Below are 21,024 nucleotides of genomic sequence, written 5' to 3' on the forward strand. Positions count from 1 at the left end.
TAATTACCCTGTTAAATTATATATTTTAATGGGGTAATATTTTTGTAAAGTATTCGCTATCTTCAAGGAGGTTAGATGTTTGTTTACATTTAAAAAATCACTATGAAGCTAAAACCAATTTATACTTTTCTGGCGTTAACTGTCGTGGGCTTCCTATTTGCATTGGCAAATACACCAAAAATTTCGGCTTATGAAATTTTGGAGAAACAATCCAAGAATACCCAAAATTCTAATGACGATTATGATAAGATGATGGATGTACTTACCCATCAACGTTGTATGAACTGTCACCCTAGTGACGACATACCAAAACAGGGCGACGCTAGTCATCCTCATCATTTTGGAATGGCTAGGGGTGAAGATGATCATGGTTTTGAAGCGACTAGTTGTAATACATGTCATCAATCTCAAAATAATTTAAATTCTGGTGTGCCTGGTGCTCCACATTGGGCATTGGCACCAGCTTCAATGGCTTGGGAAGGATTAACCCGCGCGCAAATAGCAGAACGTTTACTTGATAAGAGTATGAATGGTAATCGAAGTCATCAAGAGCTTATTGAGCATATGACCGAAGACGATTTGGTGCTTTGGGCTTGGGAACCTGGCGTAGATGCAGATGGTGAGCCAAGAACAATACCACCAGTTTCAAAAGAAGAATTTAAGAAAGCTGTTGAAAACTGGTTTGCTGATGGAGCAATAATACCTTCTAAATAATAAAATTTTATGGAAATTTCCTTGACTGTAAACGGTGTTTCAAAAACCGTAGATATAGCAGATGAAAACACACCTTTACTTTGGGTCGTTAGAGATACTTTAGATTTAAAGGGTACAAAGTTCGGTTGTGGAAAAGCGGCTTGTGGTGCCTGTACGTTACATGTAGATGGTGAAGCGGTCAGGTCTTGTTCATACCCCGTAAAATTTGCGGATGGAAAAGAAGTGACCACTATAGAAGGGTTGGGAGATAGAGAGAATCCGCATCCTGTTCAACAGGCTTGGATCGAAGAGATTGTGCCTCAATGTGGCTATTGTCAACCGGGTTTTATGATGGCGACTGCTGCCTTGCTGAATAAGGTTCCTAAACCTACAGATGAAGATATCGATAAGAATATTATAAATGTATGTCGTTGCGGTACTTATTACCGAATGCGAAAAGCCATATATAAAGCGGCGAAGTTACAAGCTGAGAAGGTAATTAATGAATCTAAAGAGGCGTAATCGATGGCTAGTAAACGAAGTGATTCAAAGAAGGTTTCAAGAAGAAAATTTTTAGTCAAAGGCGGATTAGGAACTATAGGTGTTGTGGCAATTGGGGCTTATTTATTTAGAAGTCCTATTCGACGTCAAATTTTAGGTGTAGTGAATTCACTCGAAGCGCCTTATCTCGATAATATTGACCAACCCATGATATGGTTCGAGGTAACTTCTGATAATAATATATTGTTATATTCTCCGAAAATGGAAATGGGTCAAGGCACATTTACCGGTATTGCACAAATGGCGGCCGAAGAATTGTCTGTATCTATGAACCAGATTCAAGTGGTACATGCAGCTTCTTCAACTGGTAATGTAGATAGTTTTGCTACTGGTGGTAGTACTTCTATATCTGGACTGTGGAAACCGCTTAGAGAACTTTCTGCCATGCTTCGGGTTATGCTTTTAAAGCAAGCTGCTCTTAAAATGAATGTAGATGTCGATCAGCTTTCTGTTGAAGACGGGCTAATATCCGGCAACGGAAAAACATTGACCTATGCTCAAGCGGCAGCGGGAGTTGAGAATTGGGAAGTGCCAGATGTTCCTGCATTAAAAGATGCCAAAGATTATAAATACATAGGTCAACCTGTTGCTAGGGTTGATTTGGATGCTAAGGTATACGGAGATCCAATATTCGGAATGGATGCAGAAATGCCTGATATGCTTTATGGTGCCGTGGTAAGACCTTTTAAAATAGGTTCAACATTTATTAGTGCAGATACGAAGGCGGCAGAGAATATGCCTGGTGTAGTTAAGATTGTTGTTGAAAATGATTTTGTTGGTGTAGTTGCAAACTCTATGTTAGAAGCGGAGAAAGCAAAAGATGCCATTATTGTTACATGGAATAGCTATGATAATTTAAATACCGAGGCAATTGTCAAAATGATGACTGTCGGTAATGGAAAGTCTTCGGTGATTCAAAAAAACGGAGACTCTTTTAATGATCAAGATAAAGTAGAAATATTAGAATTTAGAAGTCCGATTGGGGCGCACGCTCAAATTGAACCAAATGGTGTTGTTGCTTTTGTTGATGGCGATAGCGCTACTATAAAAATATCCACACAGGTGGTAAGCATTACTAGAAAAGAGGTAGCCAAGCGATTAGATTTAGATGTGGAAAATGTCAATGTAATACCTACTTATTTGGGTGGTGGTTTTGGTAGAAGATTACATACGCCGCATGCAGTGCAGGCGGCAATTTTATCTAAAGCTGTCGGTAAACCTGTTAAATACTTTTTTAGTAGAAAAGAAGAGTTTGAGCATGACATGTTTCGACCGCCAACACATCATGTTATTAAAGGAAAATTAAATGCTGAAGGTTATCTAGACGGACTAGAGCATCAATTTGTGAGTGGTGATGTAGCTACCGATTCTGCCTTAGTACCTAATGCGCTTACCAACTTTTTAGGAGCCGATGTTGGTGCCATTCGTGGCGGATTCATTCAATACACTGCTATTCCTAATTTTAAGGCTGAGTGCTGGCATGTAGAGTTGCCTTTTGCTACTAGCTGGTGGCGTAGTCTAGGATTGTTAGCCAATACGTTCGCCATGGAAAGTTTTATGGACGAAATGGCGCTAAAAGCGAATAAGAATGCGGTAGATTTTAGATTGAATCAAATAGCAGCTGAGCCCATTGACATTCGTTTAAAAAATGTAATTAAAGCCGCTGCCGAAAAAGCTAATTATAGCGAAGAGGTAAAAGATGGTCGTGCAATGGGTTTTGCTGCTTCTATAGATGCAAATACGCCATGTGCGCAGGTAGCGGAGGTTTCAATAGTTAATAATGAAATTGTCGTGCATAAAGTAACCGTTGCCATGGATCCTGGTTTAGCCGTAAATCCTGATCAGATTCGTGCACAATGCGAAGGTTGTATAATTATGGGGATGAGTGCTGTGCTTTATGAGCAAATGTTTGTGGAGGATGGGGAATTAACTCCTACGATCTACGGACCATATCAAATGGCTTTAATGAAGAACGCACCTAAAGAAATTGATGTAGTTCTACTACAAGGCAAAGACACACCAGGTGCGGTGGGGGAGCCGCCTTTAGGACCAATTGGTGCTGCAATTGCCAATGCTGTTAGACGCTTAACAGGCGAACGATTGACCGAGATGCCTTTAAAGTTATCGAAGAAAACTTAACAGCATAATTTATTATTAACTAGCATTCTTCTGATCAGCGATATTTTTAATCATACCACCAAAAATGAAGTAGTGAAACGGTACTATACTGTACCAGTATAACCTACCTCTTAAGCCACGTGGTCTAAATGTTGCGGTTTGATGTAGCACGTTGCTCTCATCTATTTTAAACTCTAGCCATGCCTCGCCTGGTAATTTCATTTCTGCAAATAGTAGTAGTCGTTTAGCTTTTTTGTCAGCTAATAGTACCCGCCAAAAATCTAGCGAATCACCGGCAAATATTTTATGAGGATGTGTACGTCCACGTCTTAAACCGACACCACCAGAAAGCTTGTCCATAAATCCGCGTATTTTCCAAAGCCAATTTCCGTAATACCAACCGGTTTCACCGCCAATGCTCCAAATACGTTCCAATACTTCTTCAGGATGTGAAATTTTTAGTTGTTTATAATCCTTTAGTACTCCATACTTTGGAACTTGAATATGTTTTTCGAGATTATCGACAAACAGTCCGCTGATCATACTATCCTTCCAGCTACTAATCACTAAATTCTGCTCGATTTTTTTAAAAGCCAGGTCAATGGCTTCTTTGTAAGTATGGGGCGTAATACCGAGAATATTTTGTAATCGGGTATCTTTTGCTACTACTTCAATCTTCATACTGTCAACCAAATTCAATGCTAATTTATATGAAGTCGAGGTTACAAAATATAACCAGTACGAAGAAAGTTTTGGGGTCATTACAGGTACGGTCCAAATCCAGTTTTTGAATCCCCTGACCTCTGCATATTTATGCAGCATTTCTTTATAGGTAAGTACATTGGGGCCGGCAATATCGAAGGAATCATTATATGTTTTTTCATTACCCAATGTACCCGTTAAAAATGCAATAACATCACGTATAGCAATGGGTTGTGTTTTTGTTAAAACCCATTTTGGAGTAATCATAACAGGTAATTTTTCACATAAATCTCGAATAATTTCAAATGAAGAACTTCCAGATCCTACAATGATACCTGCTCTTAATACTGTCAATTTAAAGTTACCCTGATACAAAATGTCTTCTACATTTTTTCTGGATTGTAGATGTTTAGATAGATTATTATCATTTACGATTCCGCTTAAATAAATTACTTGTTCAATTTGAGTTTCAGCAACGTATTTGTTGAAATTTTCAGCAGTTTTAGCCTCCATTTCATCAAAATCTTGTGTAGATGAACTCATGGAGTGAATTAAAAAGTATGCGGCATCAATATCTTGAGGAACTACATTCTCTTTTGGTTCTTCTAGAAAGTCAATTTCTATGACTTCTATTTGTTGCCTGGTTTCTTTGTCTACAGAAAGCCTGGTTTCATCACGTACAGCGCAAACTATCTCATGCCCCATTTCTAATAGCTGCGGCAAAATGCGCATACCTATATAACCATTGGCTCCTGTAAGTAGTATTTTCATTATTTGGGTATTTTGAACATTTTAAAAATGAAATAGAGCGGTAGTAGGGTTACGACAGCTACAATAATTATTGATAGGCTTGATATTTTAAAACCTAAGTCGATTTTATGAGCTTGTAAAATCGTTTCTACAATTGTTGGAGTGGCTATAATCGATATTAACAAGTTCATATAAATCAAAGTTTGCAATGACATTTTATAAACTTCAGGGGCATTCTTTTCTGTTATTTTAACTGGGTAATTCATATACCATGGTTTTACCTTTTTGATTATAAAAGCCAAAAGGGCATAGGTTAATCCCATTAAAATAGGGAGAGTCAAAATTGAATCTTTATTTCCATAACCATCAACATCTCCCTTGTAGTTAAAATGTGCAGGAATACTATCTGGTAAATCGGCATAAAAAATGCCAACAACTATGAAATTCAGCGCTATTATAATCCATCCAATAGCAATCTGCCTTTGCTGATTTTTAGTAAGTTTTATATCTATTTTTGGCGAATCTGCGAACATATTATAAATCTTCTATTGATGTTGGTGCATTATCGGTCTTGTAATCCATAATTTTTTTAAGGAATTTTTGTACCGCTTTTGTATCGGACTCCACTTTTATAAAATATTGATCTTTGTAAATGGAGTACACTGAAGCCTGCCCTTTGTATATGGAAAGTTTGTAATAGGGTATCACCAAGGCATAAGATTCTAATAAGGATCTGAACCCAACAATGATACCTTTTGGTCTCATTTCTATATTGCAGGTATTTCTGTTATTATCTAAAATCAGTAAATTCCTTATGTCAATACTGGTTTCTGTAATGATAAGTTTTGGGGAGCCTATACCGCCCAATGCCCATCTTTCTTTTAAAGTAAAAGGCTTGCCGACTTCAGAGTCAATTTTCTTGGAAACCGATTTGTTGTTATAAGATACGTTTACGAGCATGTATGTTTTCTTACACTGTTTTCATTAAAGTTAACGAAATGCCGAATGAATGCCGCATCTGTTCACCTTAAAGCATAAAAAATGATTAATTTTGCAGCCTTAATTAAACGTTTTGGTGAATATTCAAGAGGTACTATCAGATAAAGTAAAAGAAGCGGTAAAATCTATTTTTGACAAGGAATTGCCAAATGTAGAATTTCAACCTACACGTAAAGATTTTGAAGGAGATATCACTATTGTGGTTTTCCCGATGTTGCGCGTGGTAAAGGGGAATCCTGTTCAAATTGGGGAGCAAATTGGTTCTTATTTACAAGAGCATGTAGATGCTGTTGTAGGCTTTAACGTGATTAAAGGATTTTTGAATATCGTTATTGATGATAGTTATTATTTAAATTTCTTCAATTCAATTACCTCCATAGAACATTACGGTTATGTAAAAGAGTCCGATGATGCCGTTATGGTAGAATATTCTTCTCCAAATACCAATAAACCTTTGCATTTAGGTCATATTCGTAATAATTTATTGGGCTATTCCGTTGCTGAAATTTTAAAGGCATCTGGTAAGAAAGTGTACAAGACCCAGATTATTAATGACCGTGGAATCCATATTTGTAAAAGCATGGTAGCTTGGCAAAAATTCGGAAATGGAGAAACGCCTGCTTCAACAGGGCTCAAAGGCGATAAGCTAGTTGGTAATTACTATGTAGCTTTTGATAAAGCTTACAAAGAACAAGTGGCAATATTAGTAGCAGAAGGTATTGATCAAAAAGTTGCCGAAAAAGAAGCACCTATTTTATTAGAAGCCCAAGAAATGTTGTTGAAATGGGAAGCTGGTGATGAAGAAACAGTAGCACTTTGGAAAACCATGAACGGTTGGGTGTACAAAGGTTTCGAAGTTACCTATAAGAATTTGGGTGTTGATTTTGATACCTTATATTATGAAAGTGATACCTATCTTTTAGGTAAAGATGTTGTTGCAGAAGGATTAAAAAAAGGTGTTTTCTTTAAGAAGGAAGACGGTAGTGTTTGGATTGATTTGACCGAAGACGGATTGGATGAGAAAATTGTGCTTCGTTCAGATGGTACTGCGGTTTATATGACCCAAGATATTGGTACAGCTATACAACGTGTAAAAGACCACCCAGATGTAAACGGAATGGTGTATACAGTAGGTAACGAGCAAGATTACCACTTTAAGGTATTATTCTTAATACTACAAAAACTCGGATTCTCTTGGTCTAAAAAATTACACCACCTAAGTTACGGAATGGTAGATTTGCCTAGCGGAAAAATGAAAAGTAGAGAAGGTACTGTTGTTGATGCCGATGATCTAATGGCAGATATGACCCAAACTGCTGCTACAATTTCTGAAGAACTAGGCAAGCTTGAAGATTATAACGAAACCGAAAAGCAATCGCTGTATAAGATGATTGGCTTAGGTGCTTTAAAATACTACATATTAAAAGTTGATCCTAAAAAACGAATTTTGTTCGACCCTGAAGAGTCGGTTGATTTTCAAGGAAATACAGGTCCGTTCATTCAATATACTTACGCACGTATTCAGTCTATCTTAAGAAAGGCAGAAAGCATGGGTATCGATATTTCAAAAGATGCCAAGGTTACAGAATTACACGCAAAGGAAAAGGAGTTGATCAAACAACTTCAAATCTTCCCAGATACAATTCAATTGGCAGCTGAGAATTATAGTCCAGCGTTGATTGCTAACTACACATATGATTTGGTGAAGGAATTTAATTCGTTCTACCAACAAGTTTCAATTTTGGGGGAATCTGATGATCAGAAAAAGGTATTACGTGTTCAGTTATCTAAAAAAGTAGCTGAGGTAATACAAGATGCATTTAGATTGTTGGGTGTTGAAGTGCCTGAGCGTATGTAAAAAAAAAGATCGCCGAAGCGATCTTTTTCATAGCAACTAAAATTATTAACTAACTAAAATAAGTTGCTAAATTGTTATGAAGTTTTTTTAGCGGAAACTGCTGCACCATATACAACAAGTCCAAACCCGATTTTATTTATGGCATCTCCGATGTTGTAAATAACATCCATATTAAGACCTAGGTCCCCAAGACCTTCATACCAGCCTGGAGTACCAGCCATATACCCTAGTGGATATATTGCCCACCCTACAAGTACGAACCAACATAGGGTTTTATGTGCTGATAATACGGCGCCACCTGCTTGTTCCGCTAATTTCTTTGCACCACCAAACCATATTTCGTAAACAATATAGAAGTAAGCAAGACCTGAAATTAAACCCCAAATAGCTGGTCCAGTTCCTGTATTATATACTGCTTCACCAAAATAACCAGTGACAAGCATTACGATTGATGCGGCGATAAGTTTCCACATAAGCGATTTTTTTGCTCCAGCAACTTTAAGAATCAAGTAAAATTCAACACACATTAGTGGTACTGTAAGTACCCAGTCAACATATCTAAAGAATGTTGGGGATTCACCTACTGTAGCCCAATAATCTCGCATATACCAGTAATGGACTGCTGCAATAAAGGTAATCAGACCAGATACTAAAATGGAGGTTTTCCATTTACGGTCAAAATCATTCATCGAAAAGAAAAAGAAAGCAGATGCTGCCATCATGGCCATACAACCAACAAAGAATGTAAAACCAACATAATCATCAGGAACCATTTTGGTGACCAATAAAATTAAACAAAATGAAAAATAAGTATGTTGATTTAATCAAAATAGAAAGTTTAGCTATTGTAGCTACATTCTTTTCGTTGTGGTTGGCAGTTATTTTTGAAGATATGATAGAGCATATTATGTCCTATATTTTTGTTCTTTCATTTGGAATTTTGCATGGTGCAAATGATCTCACCCTTCTTCAAACGACTAAAAACAAAAACAAATCAACTAGAATTTACACGAAGATTCTGTTATATTATATACTTTTCGTGTTTTGCAGTATTTTAATTTTTTACTTCGTGCCAAGCTTAGCATTGGTAGTGTTTGTACTTTTTAGTGGTTATCATTTTGGAGAACAACATTTTATTTCTAAAACGATTAGAACATCCTGTAAAATTAGTGGGCTCTATTTTACGTATGGTACTTTTATCCTTTTTCTCCTTTTTAGTTCAAATTATATAGCAACATCTGAGATTATTAAAAATATAACAGGTTATTTTGTTCCGATTTTTATATTTGAAATTGGCTTACTTTTAAGCGGACTAAGCACATTAGCTCTTAGTCTCATATTGGTATTGAGGAAAGATTTAAAAATTAACCCAATAAAAGAGCTATTTTTTTTAGTAATATTTTTTGTAGTTTTTAAAACAGCTTCTTTACTATGGGGATTTAGTATATATTTTATTTTTTGGCATTCAATTCCCTCCCTTTATGACCAGATATTCTTTTTACATGGTGGTATTAACAAAAGTTCCTTCCGCTCATTTACGATAAGGTCGTTACCTTATTGGTTAATTTCTGTTGCAGGATTACTGTTTTTGCTATTTATATTTAGAGATAATTTTGAAAAGTCTTTAGCTTTCTTTTTCTCTTTTCTGGCGGCTATAACTTTTCCTCATGTGTTGGTGATTAAAAAGTGGAATCAAAATCAAAACTGAACTCTTAAACTTGCGTTGGGAGTAATGCCTAATGATAAGCGTTCGATAGTTTCAATTGTATTATCATCTTGCAGTCTGTAATAGGTGTTTAGGGTATTTTGCCTATTTGTAAAATTTAATACAGATACGCCAAAAATAGCATTCATTTTATCGCCCATTTTTAAGGTGTAATTTGCAGATGCGTCTGCCCTAAAATATTCGGTTAGCCTGCTGCTATTTGGTACTTCGTAATTTATTTCGGTTGGGAAAACGTTTTCATTAATTGGGTCGTTCTCATCAGGTTGTGTAAAGGGTTTTCCTGATTTGTAATTAAATCCCATTCCTATTTTAAGATTACCAACAGTATAGTTACCTGCAAGTGTAATAGCATGTCTAACATCTAAATTGTTTGGAAATGTTGCTGGAACCAAAACATCGAACGTATAGTCGTTTTTGTTAAAGGTGTAGCTAAGCCAAACACTATAGTCGTTATTCTTGGTGTTGATCAAGAATTCAGCTCCCTTAACTACGTATGAGCCAATCTCACCATCAAATTGATTCTGGTTTTGGAAACCCTGTGTATATACATTAATACCATTTACTTCTTTGTAAAAAGCATCTATGCCTACATATAATGTATTGATGTCATAATTGAAGCCAATTGATCCTTGTTTGCTTTTTGTAATGGGCAGGGCATCACCATCAGAAAGTATCCACCGTCTTTTTTCAATCCCTAGAAAGTTCTGTTCCAAATCGATAATCTGATTGGTAACCTGACTTTTATATTCGCCTAATACTTCGGTCTTAAAATTTGGTAGCAGCTCATAGCTAACATTAATGCGAGGTTCAATTATGTATTCTTGAAACGTATCAAGATTTTCAATATAGTTTAATCGACCACCAATGAACCCATTAAATTTTTCATCTTCTGAGCAGTAGGATACCTCGCTATATAATCCGTGTTTACGGATAACACCTTTTATATTACTTGCAAAAGGTGGCTGATTAACGTTAGTGGTGTTTTTAATTCCTGTTTCGGTAAATTCATAACCGTTTATCCAAGCTAGGTTCTCTCTTAATTTGTATTTGGTAGTGAATTTTATATTCGATTCTTTTACTAGATTGTTTTGTTCCAATTGTTGGGCATTATTGTTGGATATGGATAAGGCGTCCAAATCATACTGAGTATAATAAAAGCTTAGTTGTGATGTAAGAACATCTGTCCATTCGCTTTGTAATTCTCCACCAATAGAAAAATTATCCTGATTCAGATTACTTATGTTAGGAGAAAGAGTATCATTAGTTATTTCAGAATAATTAAGATTATTACTCATATTTATAAAACTGACACTCGCTTTCTGATATTTATTGATTTCATATATAAACTTAGCGGTGAAATCATAAAAATAGAATTCACTTTCACTATTTACTTCTGTATCTTGAAATGCCTTTTCTGAGAATGTCGAGTAAGTTGGGGTGTTTAAGAAATCTGTATATGATCTACGGGCAGATACTTGTAACGCCATGTTATCTTGAATTGGAATTTCGCCAAAAACATCGCCCGAGATTAAATTTAATCCTGCTCCGCCAGTAAAATTTAAAGGTAACTCGTCGGTGGCACGCATACTTAAAGTTCCGCTCACGCCACCACTGTAAATAGCAGATGTACCATTTTTAATGATGGTTACTTTTTCAGTTACATACGGATTAAAAGCAGATATTAATCCGAAAAAATGCCCGGTTTGGTACATTTTTATTCCGTCCCAAAGAATTAGATTCTGGTCATTTGTTCCGCCTCGTATGTTAATGTCAGAAACGGTTTCGTCAACACTTTTAATTCCGGGTAAAGCCTGTACGGTCTGCAGTATGTCTGGTTCGCTAACTCCAGGTAAGATTCCGAACTCTGATGAATTTAATTCAATATTTGTGTTAGCCAGTTTCTTTAGTCCCGTTGTTAAAAATTGGGTTACTATGACTTCTTCTAATTCTTGATAGCTGAGTGCCATCGCAATCGCTATACATTCGGTAGTTTTTACAAGTTTTTTCGCTTCAATGAAAATGGGTTTGTAACCGAGGTGTTTTATATGCACTAACGAATTGATAGGTACGTTTTCAAAGCTGAAAGAACCATTGTCATCTGTAACGCCTGATAAATTAGATTCATAAATTTCTACCGTGGCGCCGGGGATATTGTTTTCTTCAAAATTGTCTAGAACAAAACCGCAGATAGAAATAGTGGTAGTTTTATTTAGTGTGTAGTAACGATCATTTAATTTTTTGATAGTAATACCGGTTGCATCTCGTAGGTCTTTAAGAATTTCGTCAAGAGCATTAGAGCTAAATTTTATGATGTAAACCGAATCAACATCAGTATCGGCATAAGAGAATTTTACGTTAAACTTAGATTCTAGTTCAGATAAGAAATCACGTAATGCTATACTGTCTTTTGTTGTGGTCTGGGCATAACTAGCCCCACTGAAAATCAGCAAGAAAAATAAGGTGGTAAAAGTATTAAGGTGCTTCTTCAGCATAGAACAGCACTTTGTTCCCATCTAAGTTAAACTTAATTTGTAAAGGAAGGCTTATGCTTTTAAGGGCAAGTTCTAAATTTTCATTGCTAAAAGATCCCGTAAATAGTTGAGTAGTATCAATATTTTTAGCGTTGACCTCAACATTAAACTGTCGTTGCAGCTCATCTAAAACATAATGAAGCGGAATACTTTTAAAAGAACTCTCTTTAGATAACCATGATGGTTCGCCATTGACCATAGCTTTAGACATCGTGCTGTTTCCTGCTATTGTCATTAAAGAATTTCCGGCAGGTAACTTGGTTTCTTCACCGTTAATAGTAACACTAACCAAGCCTTCAAAACAGGTGACCTCAAAAAAGTTTTCTCTAGATTCTATATTAAATTGCGTGCCTAATACTGTAACCAGGCCCTGAGCAGTTTCTACAGTGAATTTTTTTCCTTTTGCTACTCTAAAATAAGCCTCACCCTTAAGGTCAACATTTCTATTGGTATCCCATTTATTCTTGCTAAAAGCTAACTCAGATTCTGCGTTCAAAATTACTTCAGAGGTATCTGGTAAAGTGATGAATTTGTTCTCAGCATATTCCGTAGAAAAAGATTCGTTTAATGTGCTTAAATAGAAGAATGACCCAGCAATTAATAAGGCCACTACAGCAGCAACACGAAGAAATCTCTTAAAAGGTGATAAAATAAATACTTTGGTTTCTTTTACGGTCTTCGTTTGATCAATAGATTCCCATGCTTTATCCATATCAAATTCAGGCGATTCCAGCTGCGAAGCCGTCGCCTTAATTTTCTGATATGTTTCATAAGCTTCAGACTTTTTGAACTCCGCCAATTCGGCATCGGTCAATTCATCATTAAGCCATTTTGCTAAGTAATTGTCTTGCATATTTTTAGCTTTGTCTTAGTATAACAACTATGTAGAGGAATACCCTACTTTTTTATTTTTTTATTTTTGTATTAAGTATTAAGTTAATGGTGGTGGTTAAGAGTACTAAGTAAAAAGTATTAAATAGTTGTGTTGTATAATTGAAATGCATTTTTTTCACTAACTAACTAACTAACTAACTAACTAACTAACTAACTCACCTATATCCCATCAATTTGCTCTCTTAAACTTTTCAGTGCCAAATGCATCCTTTTTTCTATCGCTTTTACACTTACTCCTTCCATTTCGGCAATTTCTGCATATTTTTTTCCGTCTATCCTATTCAATAAAAAAGTGGTGCGTTGATTTTCTGGCAGGCTGTTCAATGCATTATCCAATTTTTCCTTAAATTGATTTTCCTCCATAATAAACTCCGGAGATTCATTTGTGGTCTTTAAAGTAGTATCGGCATATTTTAACCTTACTTTTTCTGCCTTAATAACATTGAGGTAAAGATTGTTGGCAACAGTATATAAATATGATTTTGCTTTTTCTGGTGCAACTTTGGCACAATTCTCCCACAGCTTTACAAATGCTTCTTGTACAGCATCATTGGCTTTTTCTTCATTGCCAAATTTGTAATAAATATAATTGAAGATGGTTTTAGACGTTTCGTTAAAAACCCTTTTGTAAACCTGCTCTTCGCACACATTTAATTGTTGGTCAGCTTTCAATAGATTGATTTTTACCAAAGATATTTGAAAAAAAATTAAAAAAGAGGTAGGGTATTTTTAAAGTCGATTGTTTTAGAAGCATAATAACAAACAATTCCAAGTCATTATGAAAAAATATTTCAAATATGCAATGTACGTTAGCCTACTAACAATTGTACTGAGCTTTACCGCTTGTCAAGATGAAATCGAAGAAATTAATAACGGTGAAGAGCCAACTGCGATTACAGCAAATTCTTCTACGGCAGATTTAATTCAACGTACCAGTTCTAACGATGGTTCTTGGGATAATATCGTTGATGGTACTAGTTGCTTTCAAATCAATTTTCCGTATACGGTTGAAGTTAACGGTTTAATACTTACCATCGATTCTGAAGAAAATATTGAGCAAATAGAAGAAATTTTTGATAGTGTAGAAGATGATGAAAACCTTCTAGATATAATTTTTCCTATAACAATTACTGCAGGTGACTTCTCTGAAATTACTATTAACAGTTTAGATGAGTTACGCTTATTAGCTGCAGATTGTAAAGAAGGCGGCGAAGATGATGATATAGAATGTATAGATTTTGTATATCCTATGACACTATTCACCTTTAACGTCAACTTAGAGCAGACCAGTACTGTTGAGGTCGCTAGTGATCGCGAGTTGCGTTTGTTCTTCAAAGATTTAGGGGACGATAACCTTATAAGTTTTGATTTTCCGGTGACCTTAAAATTGTCTGACAATACTACCATCGTAGTTGAAAGTAATGAAGAATTGGCTATCGCGATAGAGAATGCAAAAGACGATTGTGATGAAGATGACGACGATGATTACAACGATGACGATTTCAACCAAGATGAATTGAAAGCTGAATTGATTAAGTGTGTATGGTTCGTAACAGAATTCAAAAGAAACGATGAAGACCAGACTCCGCAATACGTAAATTACATTTTAAACTTTAAAGAAGACGGTACGGTAAGTACTGGGTTTAACGGTGCAACTGTGGTTGAAGGTACATGGAGTACAACAGTTGGTGATGATGGAGCAAAACTTACGATGGAATTTGAAGCATCTACAGAATTTAACTTAGAGTGGAATGTGTACGACTTAGGTGATGATAGAATAAAACTTTATAACGGTGATGGTAACCGTGTTGTCATGAAGCAATTCTGTGAAGAAGATTTGTTGGAGTTAACTACTGAGGGTGTAACCGAAATATTGAGAGAATGTACTTGGGTCATTAAAAGAGTAAAGAATAACGGCGAACAAATCAATAGATTATTAGGTGGCGAGTTTGAATTTCAGGCAGAAGGTGTAATAACCCTTTCGAATGACACTACTGTTTCTGAAGGAACATGGGCAATTACTACCAATGCTCAAGGTCGTTTTGTAGTTGCGATTACTATGGGCGATGAGAATGCCGTAAGTTTTGAATGGTTGTTAAGCGATTTAAAAGATAGAATAATAAAGTTCAATGTTGAGGAGACTTTCTATGAATTGGTTATCGTTAAAAAATGTATTGATGATGACGATGAGGAAGAAGATATCACTTTCATTAAGAATATGTTTGATAATACAGCATGGGACGTGGCTTACTTCGCAGAAAATAATGATGAGTCTACAGCGCTTTATACAGATGTAAAGTTATACATGGAAAATGATGGAACGTTGGAAGTAAGAAACTTAAACGGTGATGTATTCAGTGCCGGAAATTGGTTTGTATACAGAAATGCTTTTACCGGTAAATTAGAAATGATTATTGCTTTTGAAACTGGTAGTAATTACCTGCCATTGGCCAATGATTACCAGATTCTGGAGATAGATGAAATGAGAATAGAGCTGAAACATGAGAATGAAACAGGTTTATATGATCATTTGGTCTTAGAAAGAGAGTAAGATTAGAACATCCAGAAATATACCGTCAACAGTAAAGAGTTGGGCCTCGTTGGCGGTATTGATGGAGGTTTTAACTTGGGAGTTTATGAAAATGTAATTCCTTTTTTGCCCCACAACTAAGTTTAGAGCATCCATTTTATAATGGGTGCTCTTTTGTTTTGTTTATTTTATGGTACTTGCTACTGAATTTACGCTGATATTATTAAATTTGTAACCCCTTAAAAAAGAAAAGAATGTTCGATAATTTAAGCGATAAGCTAGATAAGGCTTTACATGTACTAAAAGGACATGGTCAGATTACAGAAATTAATGTTGCAGAGACTACCAAAGAAGTACGCCGAGCCTTATTGGATGCGGATGTCAACTTTAAAATAGCCAAAGAATTTACCAATAGGGTAAAAGAAAAGGCATTGGGGCAAGATGTATTGACAACTTTACAACCTGGTCAGTTAATGGTCAAGATCGTAAAAGATGAGCTTACTCAATTAATGGGTGGTGAATCTGAAGGTATTAATCTATCTGGTAATCCATCGGTTATTTTAATGTCCGGTTTACAGGGTTCAGGTAAGACAACCTTTTCTGGTAAACTTGCAAACTTCTTAAAGACAAAAAAATCTAAAAAACCATTATTGGTAGCTTGTGATGTTTATCGTCCGGCGGCAATAGATCAGTTGCATGTAGTTGGTGAACAGATAGATGTTCCTGTATATTCTGATAGAGAAAATACCGATCCGGTTTCTATAGCTCAAGCAGGTATTGCTAAGGCAAAGGCAGAAGGTTTTAATGTAGTGATTATTGATACCGCTGGTCGTTTGGCGGTAGATGAGAAAATGATGGCAGAGATATCTGACATTCATAAAGCGATTCAACCGCAAGAGACCTTGTTCGTAGTAGATTCTATGACAGGGCAGGATGCTGTGAATACGGCAAAAGCCTTCAACGATATTTTGAATTTTGATGGGGTTATCTTAACCAAATTAGATGGTGATACCCGTGGTGGAGCAGCTATTTCTATTAAGTCGGTTGTAGATAAGCCAATTAAGTTTATTGGTACAGGTGAGAAGATGGAAGCTATTGATGTTTTCTATCCATCACGTATGGCAGATCGTATTTTGGGCATGGGTGATGTTATATCGCTTGTTGAAAGAGCCCAAGAGCAGTTCGATGAAGAAGAAGCTAGAAAGATTCAAAAGAAGATTGCCAAGAATAAATTCGGATTCGATGATTTTCTGAGTCAAATTCAGCAAATCAAGAAGATGGGTAATATGAAAGACCTTATGGGGATGATTCCTGGTGCAGGAAAAGCCCTAAAAGGTTTAGATATTGACGATGATGCCTTTAAGCATATAGAAGCTATCATTTATTCTATGACTCCGGAGGAGCGTTCTACACCATCCAAATTAAATGCAAGTAGAAAAAAGCGTATTGCAAAAGGATCAGGTAGAGAGGTTCAAGAAATCAACCAGCTTTTAAAGCAGTTTGATCAAATGAGCAAGATGATGAAAATGATGCAAGGCGGTGGCGGTAAGAAAATGATGCAGATGATGGGCGCCATGAAAGGAATGAAATAACAACCGAACAACACAACTTAAAAAGAGACGGATATGGAATTATTGGATGGTAAAAAAGTATCCAACGAAATAAAAGAAGAAATCAAGGCCGAAGTAGCCAAGATGAGAGAACGTGGTGAAAAAGTACCACACTTGGCAGCAATTATTGTCGGTAGTGATGGCGCTAGTTTAACCTATGTAGGCAGTAAAGTTCGTTCTTGCGAACGTATCGGTTTTGAGTCTACCTTAATTCAAATGCCGAGTACCACTTCTGAGCAAGAATTATTGAAGAAGATTAAAGAATTGAACGTTGATGATGATATCGATGGCTTTATTGTTCAATTACCGTTACCAGAACAAATAGATACCCAAAAGGTAATTATGGCCGTAGATCCAGATAAGGATGTTGACGGATTTCACCCTACCAACTTCGGTAAAATGGCTTTGGATATGAGTACATTCATACCTGCTACTCCGTTCGGTATCCTTGAATTATTGGAGCGCTACAAGGTAGATACAAAAGGTAAACATACGGTAGTTATTGGTCGTAGTCATATTGTAGGTAGACCAATGAGTATTTTAATGGGTAGAAAAGGATGGCCAGGTAACTCGACCGTAACACTTACCCATAGTCACACTAAAAATATTACACAGATCATATCTCAAGCAGATATTGTAATCTCTGCATTGGGAGTGCCAAAGTTCTTAAAAGCGGAAATGGTGAAAGATGATGCTGTAGTAATCGATGTAGGTATTACCAGAGTACCAGACGAAACAAAAGAAAAAGGATACTACATTACTGGTGATGTTGATTTTGAAAATGTAAGTAAAAAAGCATCATATATTACTCCAGTTCCAGGTGGTGTTGGTCCTATGACTATTGCAATGCTATTGAAAAATACATTGTTAGCACGTGAGAGACACAGAAGTAGAAACTAGTTTTTTATGAAATTGATGAAAAGCCTTGCAATAGTATTGTGGGGCTTTTTTTATGCAGGTAATTTCTTGATAGCCACTCCTGTTTCGGTTGTGTCATTAGGTGTTAAAATATCAATATCATTACTATCGTCATAATCGCAACTGGCTAGTACTGTTATTGAAACTCCGATTAAAAAAACATATAATAATTTTTTCATAGCATAGATTTTTGGGTGCAATTAAGTAGGCTTAGGTATATAAAACGTTGAAATTATAGTCTTGGTATTTGATGTGAATAGAGAATACTGTACCTTTTGTGAAACATTTATCGATATGAGAAAAATTCTTTTTATTCTAGCGGTCGTTGGTTTTATAATGGGTTGTGAGCAATCTAAATTAGAACCCAAATATTCTATCAAGGTAAGTTATTCAGCTGAGGTAGATTCGCTGGCTAAAGATGGTCGATTGCTGCTTATGCTTTCTACCGATGATAGCGATGAACCAAGGTTTCAAATTAATGACGGACTCAACACACAACTGATATTTGGAGTGAATGTGGAGAATTGGGCTAAAGATTCTGTTTTAACTTTTGATGAGTCTGTTTTTGGGTATCCATATGAAAGTTTAAAAGATGTTCCACCGGGCGAGTATAATGTACAGGCGCTATTAAATGTATATGAAACCTTTAATTTATCTACTGGGCATACGGTAAAGTTGCCTATGGATAATGGTGAAGGACAACAGTGGCAGAAATCTCCAGGTAATTTATATAGCAAGCCATTTAAAATAAGAGTTGCCAGTAACGGTTTTGAAAATGTGTCGGTAGAATTGGATCAAGTGATTCCGCCAATCGAAGAGCCCGAAGATACCAAATGGATAAAACACATAAAGGTGAAATCTGAAAATTTATCCGAATTCTGGGGAAGAGATATATTTTTGGGGGCACATGTGCTATTGCCAAAGGGATTTGAAGAACATCCCGAAGCTAAATATCCTTTGATGGTTTTTCACGGACATTTTCCTTCAGATTTTGGCGGATTTAGAACTACGCCTCCAGACCCTAAAATGAAACCAGAATATTCAGAACGTTTTAGTTTGGATGGATATAATATTATTCAACAACAAGAAGCATATGATTTTTATAAGCGTTGGAACGAGCCTGATTTTCCAAGATTTATCGTACTACAAATTCAGCATCCTACGCCGTATTATGATGATTCTTATGCGGTAAATTCAGCCAGTCAAGGTCCGTATGGAGATGCTATAACCTATGAATTGATTCCTGAAATAGAAAAACGGTTCAGGGGAATGGGAGAAGGTTGGTCCCGTTTTCTTTATGGAGGCTCAACTGGCGGTTGGGAAGCTTTGGCAGTACAAGTAAAATACCCGAATGAGTACAACGGTTGTTTTGCGGCTTGCCCAGATCCCATTGATTTTAGGGCATATACCTTAACCAATATTTATAAAGATAAAAATGCGTATTACTACCCAAGTGAACATAAGAAATTGGAGGTGCCTTCACATAGAAATTACCTAGGTCAAATTCAATCTACCTTAAGGCAAGGCAATCATCTGGAGTTGGTATTGGGAGATAAATCTAGATCTGGTCAACAATGGGATATTTGGGAAGCAACCTATTCTCCTCAAGGTAAAGATGGTTATCCGCAACGAATTTGGGATAAAAAGACGGGTGAAATAGATCATAAAGTAGCAGAATATTGGAAAGAGAATTTCGATTTAAGACATATTCTAGAACGCGATTGGGATAAACTAGGAGAGAACTTAAAGGGTAAAATTCATATTTACTGCGGTGATATGGATAATTACTACCTTAATAATGCTGTATACCTAATGGAAGATTTCTTGGAAAGTACTACGGATCCATATTATGAAGGTGAGGTGAAATATGGAGACCGAGATGAACATTGTTGGAACGGAGATCCAGATCAGCCAAATGCTATTACCCGATTAAGGTACAATACTATGTACGTACCAAAAATTATCGAACGTATAGAGAAAACCGCACCAAAAGGAGCAGATTTAACGAGTTGGAGATATAAATAAATGTAATAATAAGCTCATTTCGAGTGAATTTTGAGGTACGATAAATTTGTATCGAGAAGCGGTGAGATTAGAAAGGCGAAAATGCTAAACTAGGCAAAACAAGATTAAATAATTAAAGCATAAGGAAAGTATGAAATACAGAAGATTCGGAAGAACAGATTGGCAAGTTAGTGAAGTAGGATACGGAATGTGGGGAATGGCCGGTTGGACGGCTAGTGACGATGCACAGTCAGCCAAATCTTTAGATTTAGCTGTTGAAAACGGGGTCAATTTTTTTGATACCGCTTGGGGTTACGGTGAAGGACATAGTGAGGAGTTATTGGGGCAGTTGGTAAAGAGACATACTTCTAAAAAGTTGTATACGGCAAGTAAAATTCCACCAAAAAACTTTCAATGGCCAGCAAAACCTGAGTATACCTTTGAAGATTCTTACCCTACCGAGCATATTATGGAATACACCCATAAGACATTGAAGAATTTGAACTTGGAGCAAATAGACCTAATGCAGTTTCATACTTGGGATGACGGTTGGAGCGACAGAGAAGAATGGCAAAGGGCAATTGAAGATTTAAAGACTTCAGGTAAAGTCGCAGCAATGGGTATTAGTATGAACCGTTGGGAGCCAGAAAACGGAATCAAAGCTTTAAAAACAGGATTGATAGATGCCGTACAGGTTATTTATAACATATTCGACCAAGCACCAGTAGATAAACTTTTTCCACTTTGTAAAGAGCTGGATATTGCAACCGTAGCTCGTGTTCCTTTTGATGAAGGAACATTGACAGGGAATATAACAAAAGAAACTACTTTTCCGGAAGGCGATTGGCGAGGTACCTATTTTGTGCCGGAAAATTTAATTTCTTCGGTAGAACATGCAGATGCTTTACGACCGTTAATACCTGAAGGTATGACGATGGCAGAAATGGCACTTCGTTTTATTTTGATGAACGATAATGTAAGTACTACCATACCTGGTATGCGTAAACAACGTAATGTATTGGCGAATACAGCAACGAGTGACGGAAACGGCTTGCCTTCAGAACTATATGAAGAATTAAAAAAGCACCGTTGGGATAGAGTACCGACTTCTTGGTCTCAGTAGGATTGTA

18 protein-coding genes are annotated in these 21,024 nt (G+C 36.3%); 10 read left to right on the forward strand and 8 right to left on the reverse strand.

The annotated features are described in order from the left end of the window. Nucleotides 1–102 precede the first annotated feature (102 nt). Genes DFQ03_RS05175 through DFQ03_RS05185 form a run of 3 tightly spaced genes read left to right on the forward strand, consistent with a single transcriptional unit; the run spans nt 103 to nt 3,393 of the window. Entirely contained in the window at nt 103–714 is a 612-nt protein-coding gene (locus DFQ03_RS05175) for a hypothetical protein (protein WP_133672073.1), read from the forward strand. A gap of 9 nt (nt 715–723) precedes the next feature. Beyond that, nucleotides 724–1,215: a (2Fe-2S)-binding protein gene (locus tag DFQ03_RS05180; RefSeq protein ID WP_133672075.1), complete on the forward strand. Its 492-nt coding sequence runs from the start codon at nt 724–726 to the stop codon at nt 1,213–1,215. A 3-nt stretch (nt 1,216–1,218) separates the two neighbouring features. Next, nucleotides 1,219–3,393, forward strand: coding sequence for a xanthine dehydrogenase family protein molybdopterin-binding subunit (locus tag DFQ03_RS05185; protein ID WP_133672077.1), 2,175 nt, complete (start codon nt 1,219–1,221; stop codon nt 3,391–3,393). Between the two features lie 15 nt (nt 3,394–3,408). Here DFQ03_RS05185 and DFQ03_RS05190 read toward each other — a convergent pair whose 3' ends face one another. Genes DFQ03_RS05190 through DFQ03_RS05200 form a run of 3 tightly spaced genes read right to left on the reverse strand, consistent with a single transcriptional unit; the run spans nt 3,409 to nt 5,784 of the window. Continuing rightward, nucleotides 3,409–4,845 (reverse strand): SDR family oxidoreductase, encoded by a 1,437-nt coding sequence (locus tag DFQ03_RS05190; RefSeq protein WP_133672079.1) that lies wholly within the window; start codon nt 4,843–4,845, stop codon nt 3,409–3,411. Further along, on the reverse strand, nt 4,845–5,357 hold the full coding sequence (locus DFQ03_RS05195) for a DUF1648 domain-containing protein (protein ID WP_133672081.1): 513 nt from the start codon (nt 5,355–5,357) through the stop codon (nt 4,845–4,847). Before DFQ03_RS05195 ends, DFQ03_RS05190 begins: the two co-directional genes overlap by 1 nt. A gap of 1 nt (nt 5,358) precedes the next feature. Further along, on the reverse strand, nt 5,359–5,784 hold the full coding sequence (locus DFQ03_RS05200; RefSeq protein WP_133672083.1) for a hypothetical protein: 426 nt from the start codon (nt 5,782–5,784) through the stop codon (nt 5,359–5,361). Between the two features lie 115 nt (nt 5,785–5,899). On the opposite strand from DFQ03_RS05200, the gene argS reads away from it, so the two are divergent. Beyond that, the gene (argS, locus tag DFQ03_RS05205; protein ID WP_133672085.1) at nt 5,900–7,681 is read left to right on the forward strand and encodes an arginine--tRNA ligase; all 1,782 of its coding nucleotides are present in this window, start codon (nt 5,900–5,902) and stop codon (nt 7,679–7,681) included. A gap of 74 nt (nt 7,682–7,755) precedes the next feature. Here argS and DFQ03_RS05210 read toward each other — a convergent pair whose 3' ends face one another. Next, nucleotides 7,756–8,454, reverse strand: a complete 699-nt coding sequence (locus DFQ03_RS05210) for a bacteriorhodopsin-like (protein ID WP_133672087.1) — start codon at nt 8,452–8,454, stop codon at nt 7,756–7,758. 26 nt (nt 8,455–8,480) lie between these two features. Here DFQ03_RS05210 and DFQ03_RS05215 point away from each other — a divergent pair, with 26 nt between their 5' ends. Then, nucleotides 8,481–9,389, forward strand: coding sequence for a Brp/Blh family beta-carotene 15,15'-dioxygenase (locus DFQ03_RS05215; protein WP_133672089.1), 909 nt, complete (start codon nt 8,481–8,483; stop codon nt 9,387–9,389). Here the strand turns inward: DFQ03_RS05215 and DFQ03_RS05220 are convergent. The 3 genes from DFQ03_RS05220 to DFQ03_RS05230 form a co-directional block, all read right to left on the reverse strand. After that, entirely contained in the window at nt 9,380–11,899 is a 2,520-nt protein-coding gene (locus tag DFQ03_RS05220) for a TonB-dependent receptor (RefSeq protein WP_133672091.1), read from the reverse strand. The genes DFQ03_RS05215 and DFQ03_RS05220 overlap by 10 nt on opposite strands. After that, the gene (locus tag DFQ03_RS05225) at nt 11,880–12,791 is read right to left on the reverse strand and encodes a FecR family protein (RefSeq protein WP_133672093.1); all 912 of its coding nucleotides are present in this window, start codon (nt 12,789–12,791) and stop codon (nt 11,880–11,882) included. Before DFQ03_RS05225 ends, DFQ03_RS05220 begins: the two co-directional genes overlap by 20 nt. Before the next feature lie 200 nt (nt 12,792–12,991). After that, nucleotides 12,992–13,504, reverse strand: a complete 513-nt coding sequence (locus DFQ03_RS05230; RefSeq protein WP_133672095.1) for an RNA polymerase sigma factor — start codon at nt 13,502–13,504, stop codon at nt 12,992–12,994. 106 nt (nt 13,505–13,610) lie between these two features. Here DFQ03_RS05230 and DFQ03_RS05235 point away from each other — a divergent pair, with 106 nt between their 5' ends. The 3 genes from DFQ03_RS05235 to DFQ03_RS05245 all read left to right on the forward strand — a co-directional run bounded on the left by DFQ03_RS05235 (nt 13,611) and on the right by DFQ03_RS05245 (nt 17,872). Continuing rightward, complete coding sequence (locus DFQ03_RS05235) at nt 13,611–15,383, forward strand: hypothetical protein (protein WP_243834425.1); 1,773 nt, start codon at nt 13,611–13,613, stop codon at nt 15,381–15,383. A 233-nt stretch (nt 15,384–15,616) separates the two neighbouring features. After that, complete coding sequence (gene ffh / locus DFQ03_RS05240; RefSeq protein ID WP_133672097.1) at nt 15,617–16,954, forward strand: signal recognition particle protein; 1,338 nt, start codon at nt 15,617–15,619, stop codon at nt 16,952–16,954. Between the two features lie 33 nt (nt 16,955–16,987). Continuing rightward, on the forward strand, nt 16,988–17,872 hold the full coding sequence (locus tag DFQ03_RS05245) for a bifunctional 5,10-methylenetetrahydrofolate dehydrogenase/5,10-methenyltetrahydrofolate cyclohydrolase (RefSeq protein ID WP_133672099.1): 885 nt from the start codon (nt 16,988–16,990) through the stop codon (nt 17,870–17,872). 50 nt (nt 17,873–17,922) lie between these two features. On the opposite strand, the gene DFQ03_RS18770 is transcribed toward DFQ03_RS05245, so the two are convergent. Continuing rightward, the gene (locus DFQ03_RS18770; protein WP_166637436.1) at nt 17,923–18,069 is read right to left on the reverse strand and encodes a hypothetical protein; all 147 of its coding nucleotides are present in this window, start codon (nt 18,067–18,069) and stop codon (nt 17,923–17,925) included. 115 nt (nt 18,070–18,184) lie between these two features. Here DFQ03_RS18770 and DFQ03_RS05250 point away from each other — a divergent pair, with 115 nt between their 5' ends. Both DFQ03_RS05250 and DFQ03_RS05255 read left to right on the forward strand, forming a co-directional pair. Then, the gene (locus tag DFQ03_RS05250; RefSeq protein WP_133672100.1) at nt 18,185–19,915 is read left to right on the forward strand and encodes an alpha/beta hydrolase-fold protein; all 1,731 of its coding nucleotides are present in this window, start codon (nt 18,185–18,187) and stop codon (nt 19,913–19,915) included. A 130-nt stretch (nt 19,916–20,045) separates the two neighbouring features. Next, nucleotides 20,046–21,017 carry an aldo/keto reductase gene (locus DFQ03_RS05255; RefSeq protein WP_133672102.1) on the forward strand — a complete coding sequence of 324 codons (972 nt, stop codon included), beginning with the start codon at nt 20,046–20,048 and terminating at the stop codon, nt 21,015–21,017. Nucleotides 21,018–21,024: the final 7 nt, after the last annotated feature.

Source organism: Maribacter caenipelagi, from assembly GCF_004364175.1.
Lineage (GTDB): Bacteria > Bacteroidota > Bacteroidia > Flavobacteriales > Flavobacteriaceae > Maribacter > Maribacter caenipelagi.

Excerpts from the sequence above, each read along its gene's own strand:
- DFQ03_RS05175 (WP_133672073.1), top strand. The coding sequence starts at position 103 with ATGAAGCTAAAACCAATTTATACTTTTCTGGCGTTAACTGTCGTGGGC.
- DFQ03_RS05180 (WP_133672075.1), top strand. The coding sequence starts at position 724 with ATGGAAATTTCCTTGACTGTAAACGGTGTTTCAAAAACCGTAGATATA.
- DFQ03_RS05185 (WP_133672077.1), top strand. The coding sequence starts at position 1,219 with ATGGCTAGTAAACGAAGTGATTCAAAGAAGGTTTCAAGAAGAAAATTT.
- DFQ03_RS05190 (WP_133672079.1), bottom strand. The coding sequence starts at position 4,845 with ATGAAAATACTACTTACAGGAGCCAATGGTTATATAGGTATGCGCATT.
- DFQ03_RS05195 (WP_133672081.1), bottom strand. The coding sequence starts at position 5,357 with ATGTTCGCAGATTCGCCAAAAATAGATATAAAACTTACTAAAAATCAG.
- DFQ03_RS05200 (WP_133672083.1), bottom strand. The coding sequence starts at position 5,784 with ATGCTCGTAAACGTATCTTATAACAACAAATCGGTTTCCAAGAAAATT.
- DFQ03_RS05210 (WP_133672087.1), bottom strand. The coding sequence starts at position 8,454 with ATGGTTCCTGATGATTATGTTGGTTTTACATTCTTTGTTGGTTGTATG.
- DFQ03_RS05215 (WP_133672089.1), top strand. The coding sequence starts at position 8,481 with ATGAAAAATAAGTATGTTGATTTAATCAAAATAGAAAGTTTAGCTATT.
- DFQ03_RS05220 (WP_133672091.1), bottom strand. The coding sequence starts at position 11,899 with ATGCTGAAGAAGCACCTTAATACTTTTACCACCTTATTTTTCTTGCTG.
- DFQ03_RS05225 (WP_133672093.1), bottom strand. The coding sequence starts at position 12,791 with ATGCAAGACAATTACTTAGCAAAATGGCTTAATGATGAATTGACCGAT.
- DFQ03_RS05235 (WP_243834425.1), top strand. The coding sequence starts at position 13,611 with ATGAAAAAATATTTCAAATATGCAATGTACGTTAGCCTACTAACAATT.
- ffh (WP_133672097.1), top strand. The coding sequence starts at position 15,617 with ATGTTCGATAATTTAAGCGATAAGCTAGATAAGGCTTTACATGTACTA.
- DFQ03_RS05245 (WP_133672099.1), top strand. The coding sequence starts at position 16,988 with ATGGAATTATTGGATGGTAAAAAAGTATCCAACGAAATAAAAGAAGAA.
- DFQ03_RS18770 (WP_166637436.1), bottom strand. The coding sequence starts at position 18,069 with ATGAAAAAATTATTATATGTTTTTTTAATCGGAGTTTCAATAACAGTA.
- DFQ03_RS05250 (WP_133672100.1), top strand. The coding sequence starts at position 18,185 with ATGAGAAAAATTCTTTTTATTCTAGCGGTCGTTGGTTTTATAATGGGT.
- DFQ03_RS05255 (WP_133672102.1), top strand. The coding sequence starts at position 20,046 with ATGAAATACAGAAGATTCGGAAGAACAGATTGGCAAGTTAGTGAAGTA.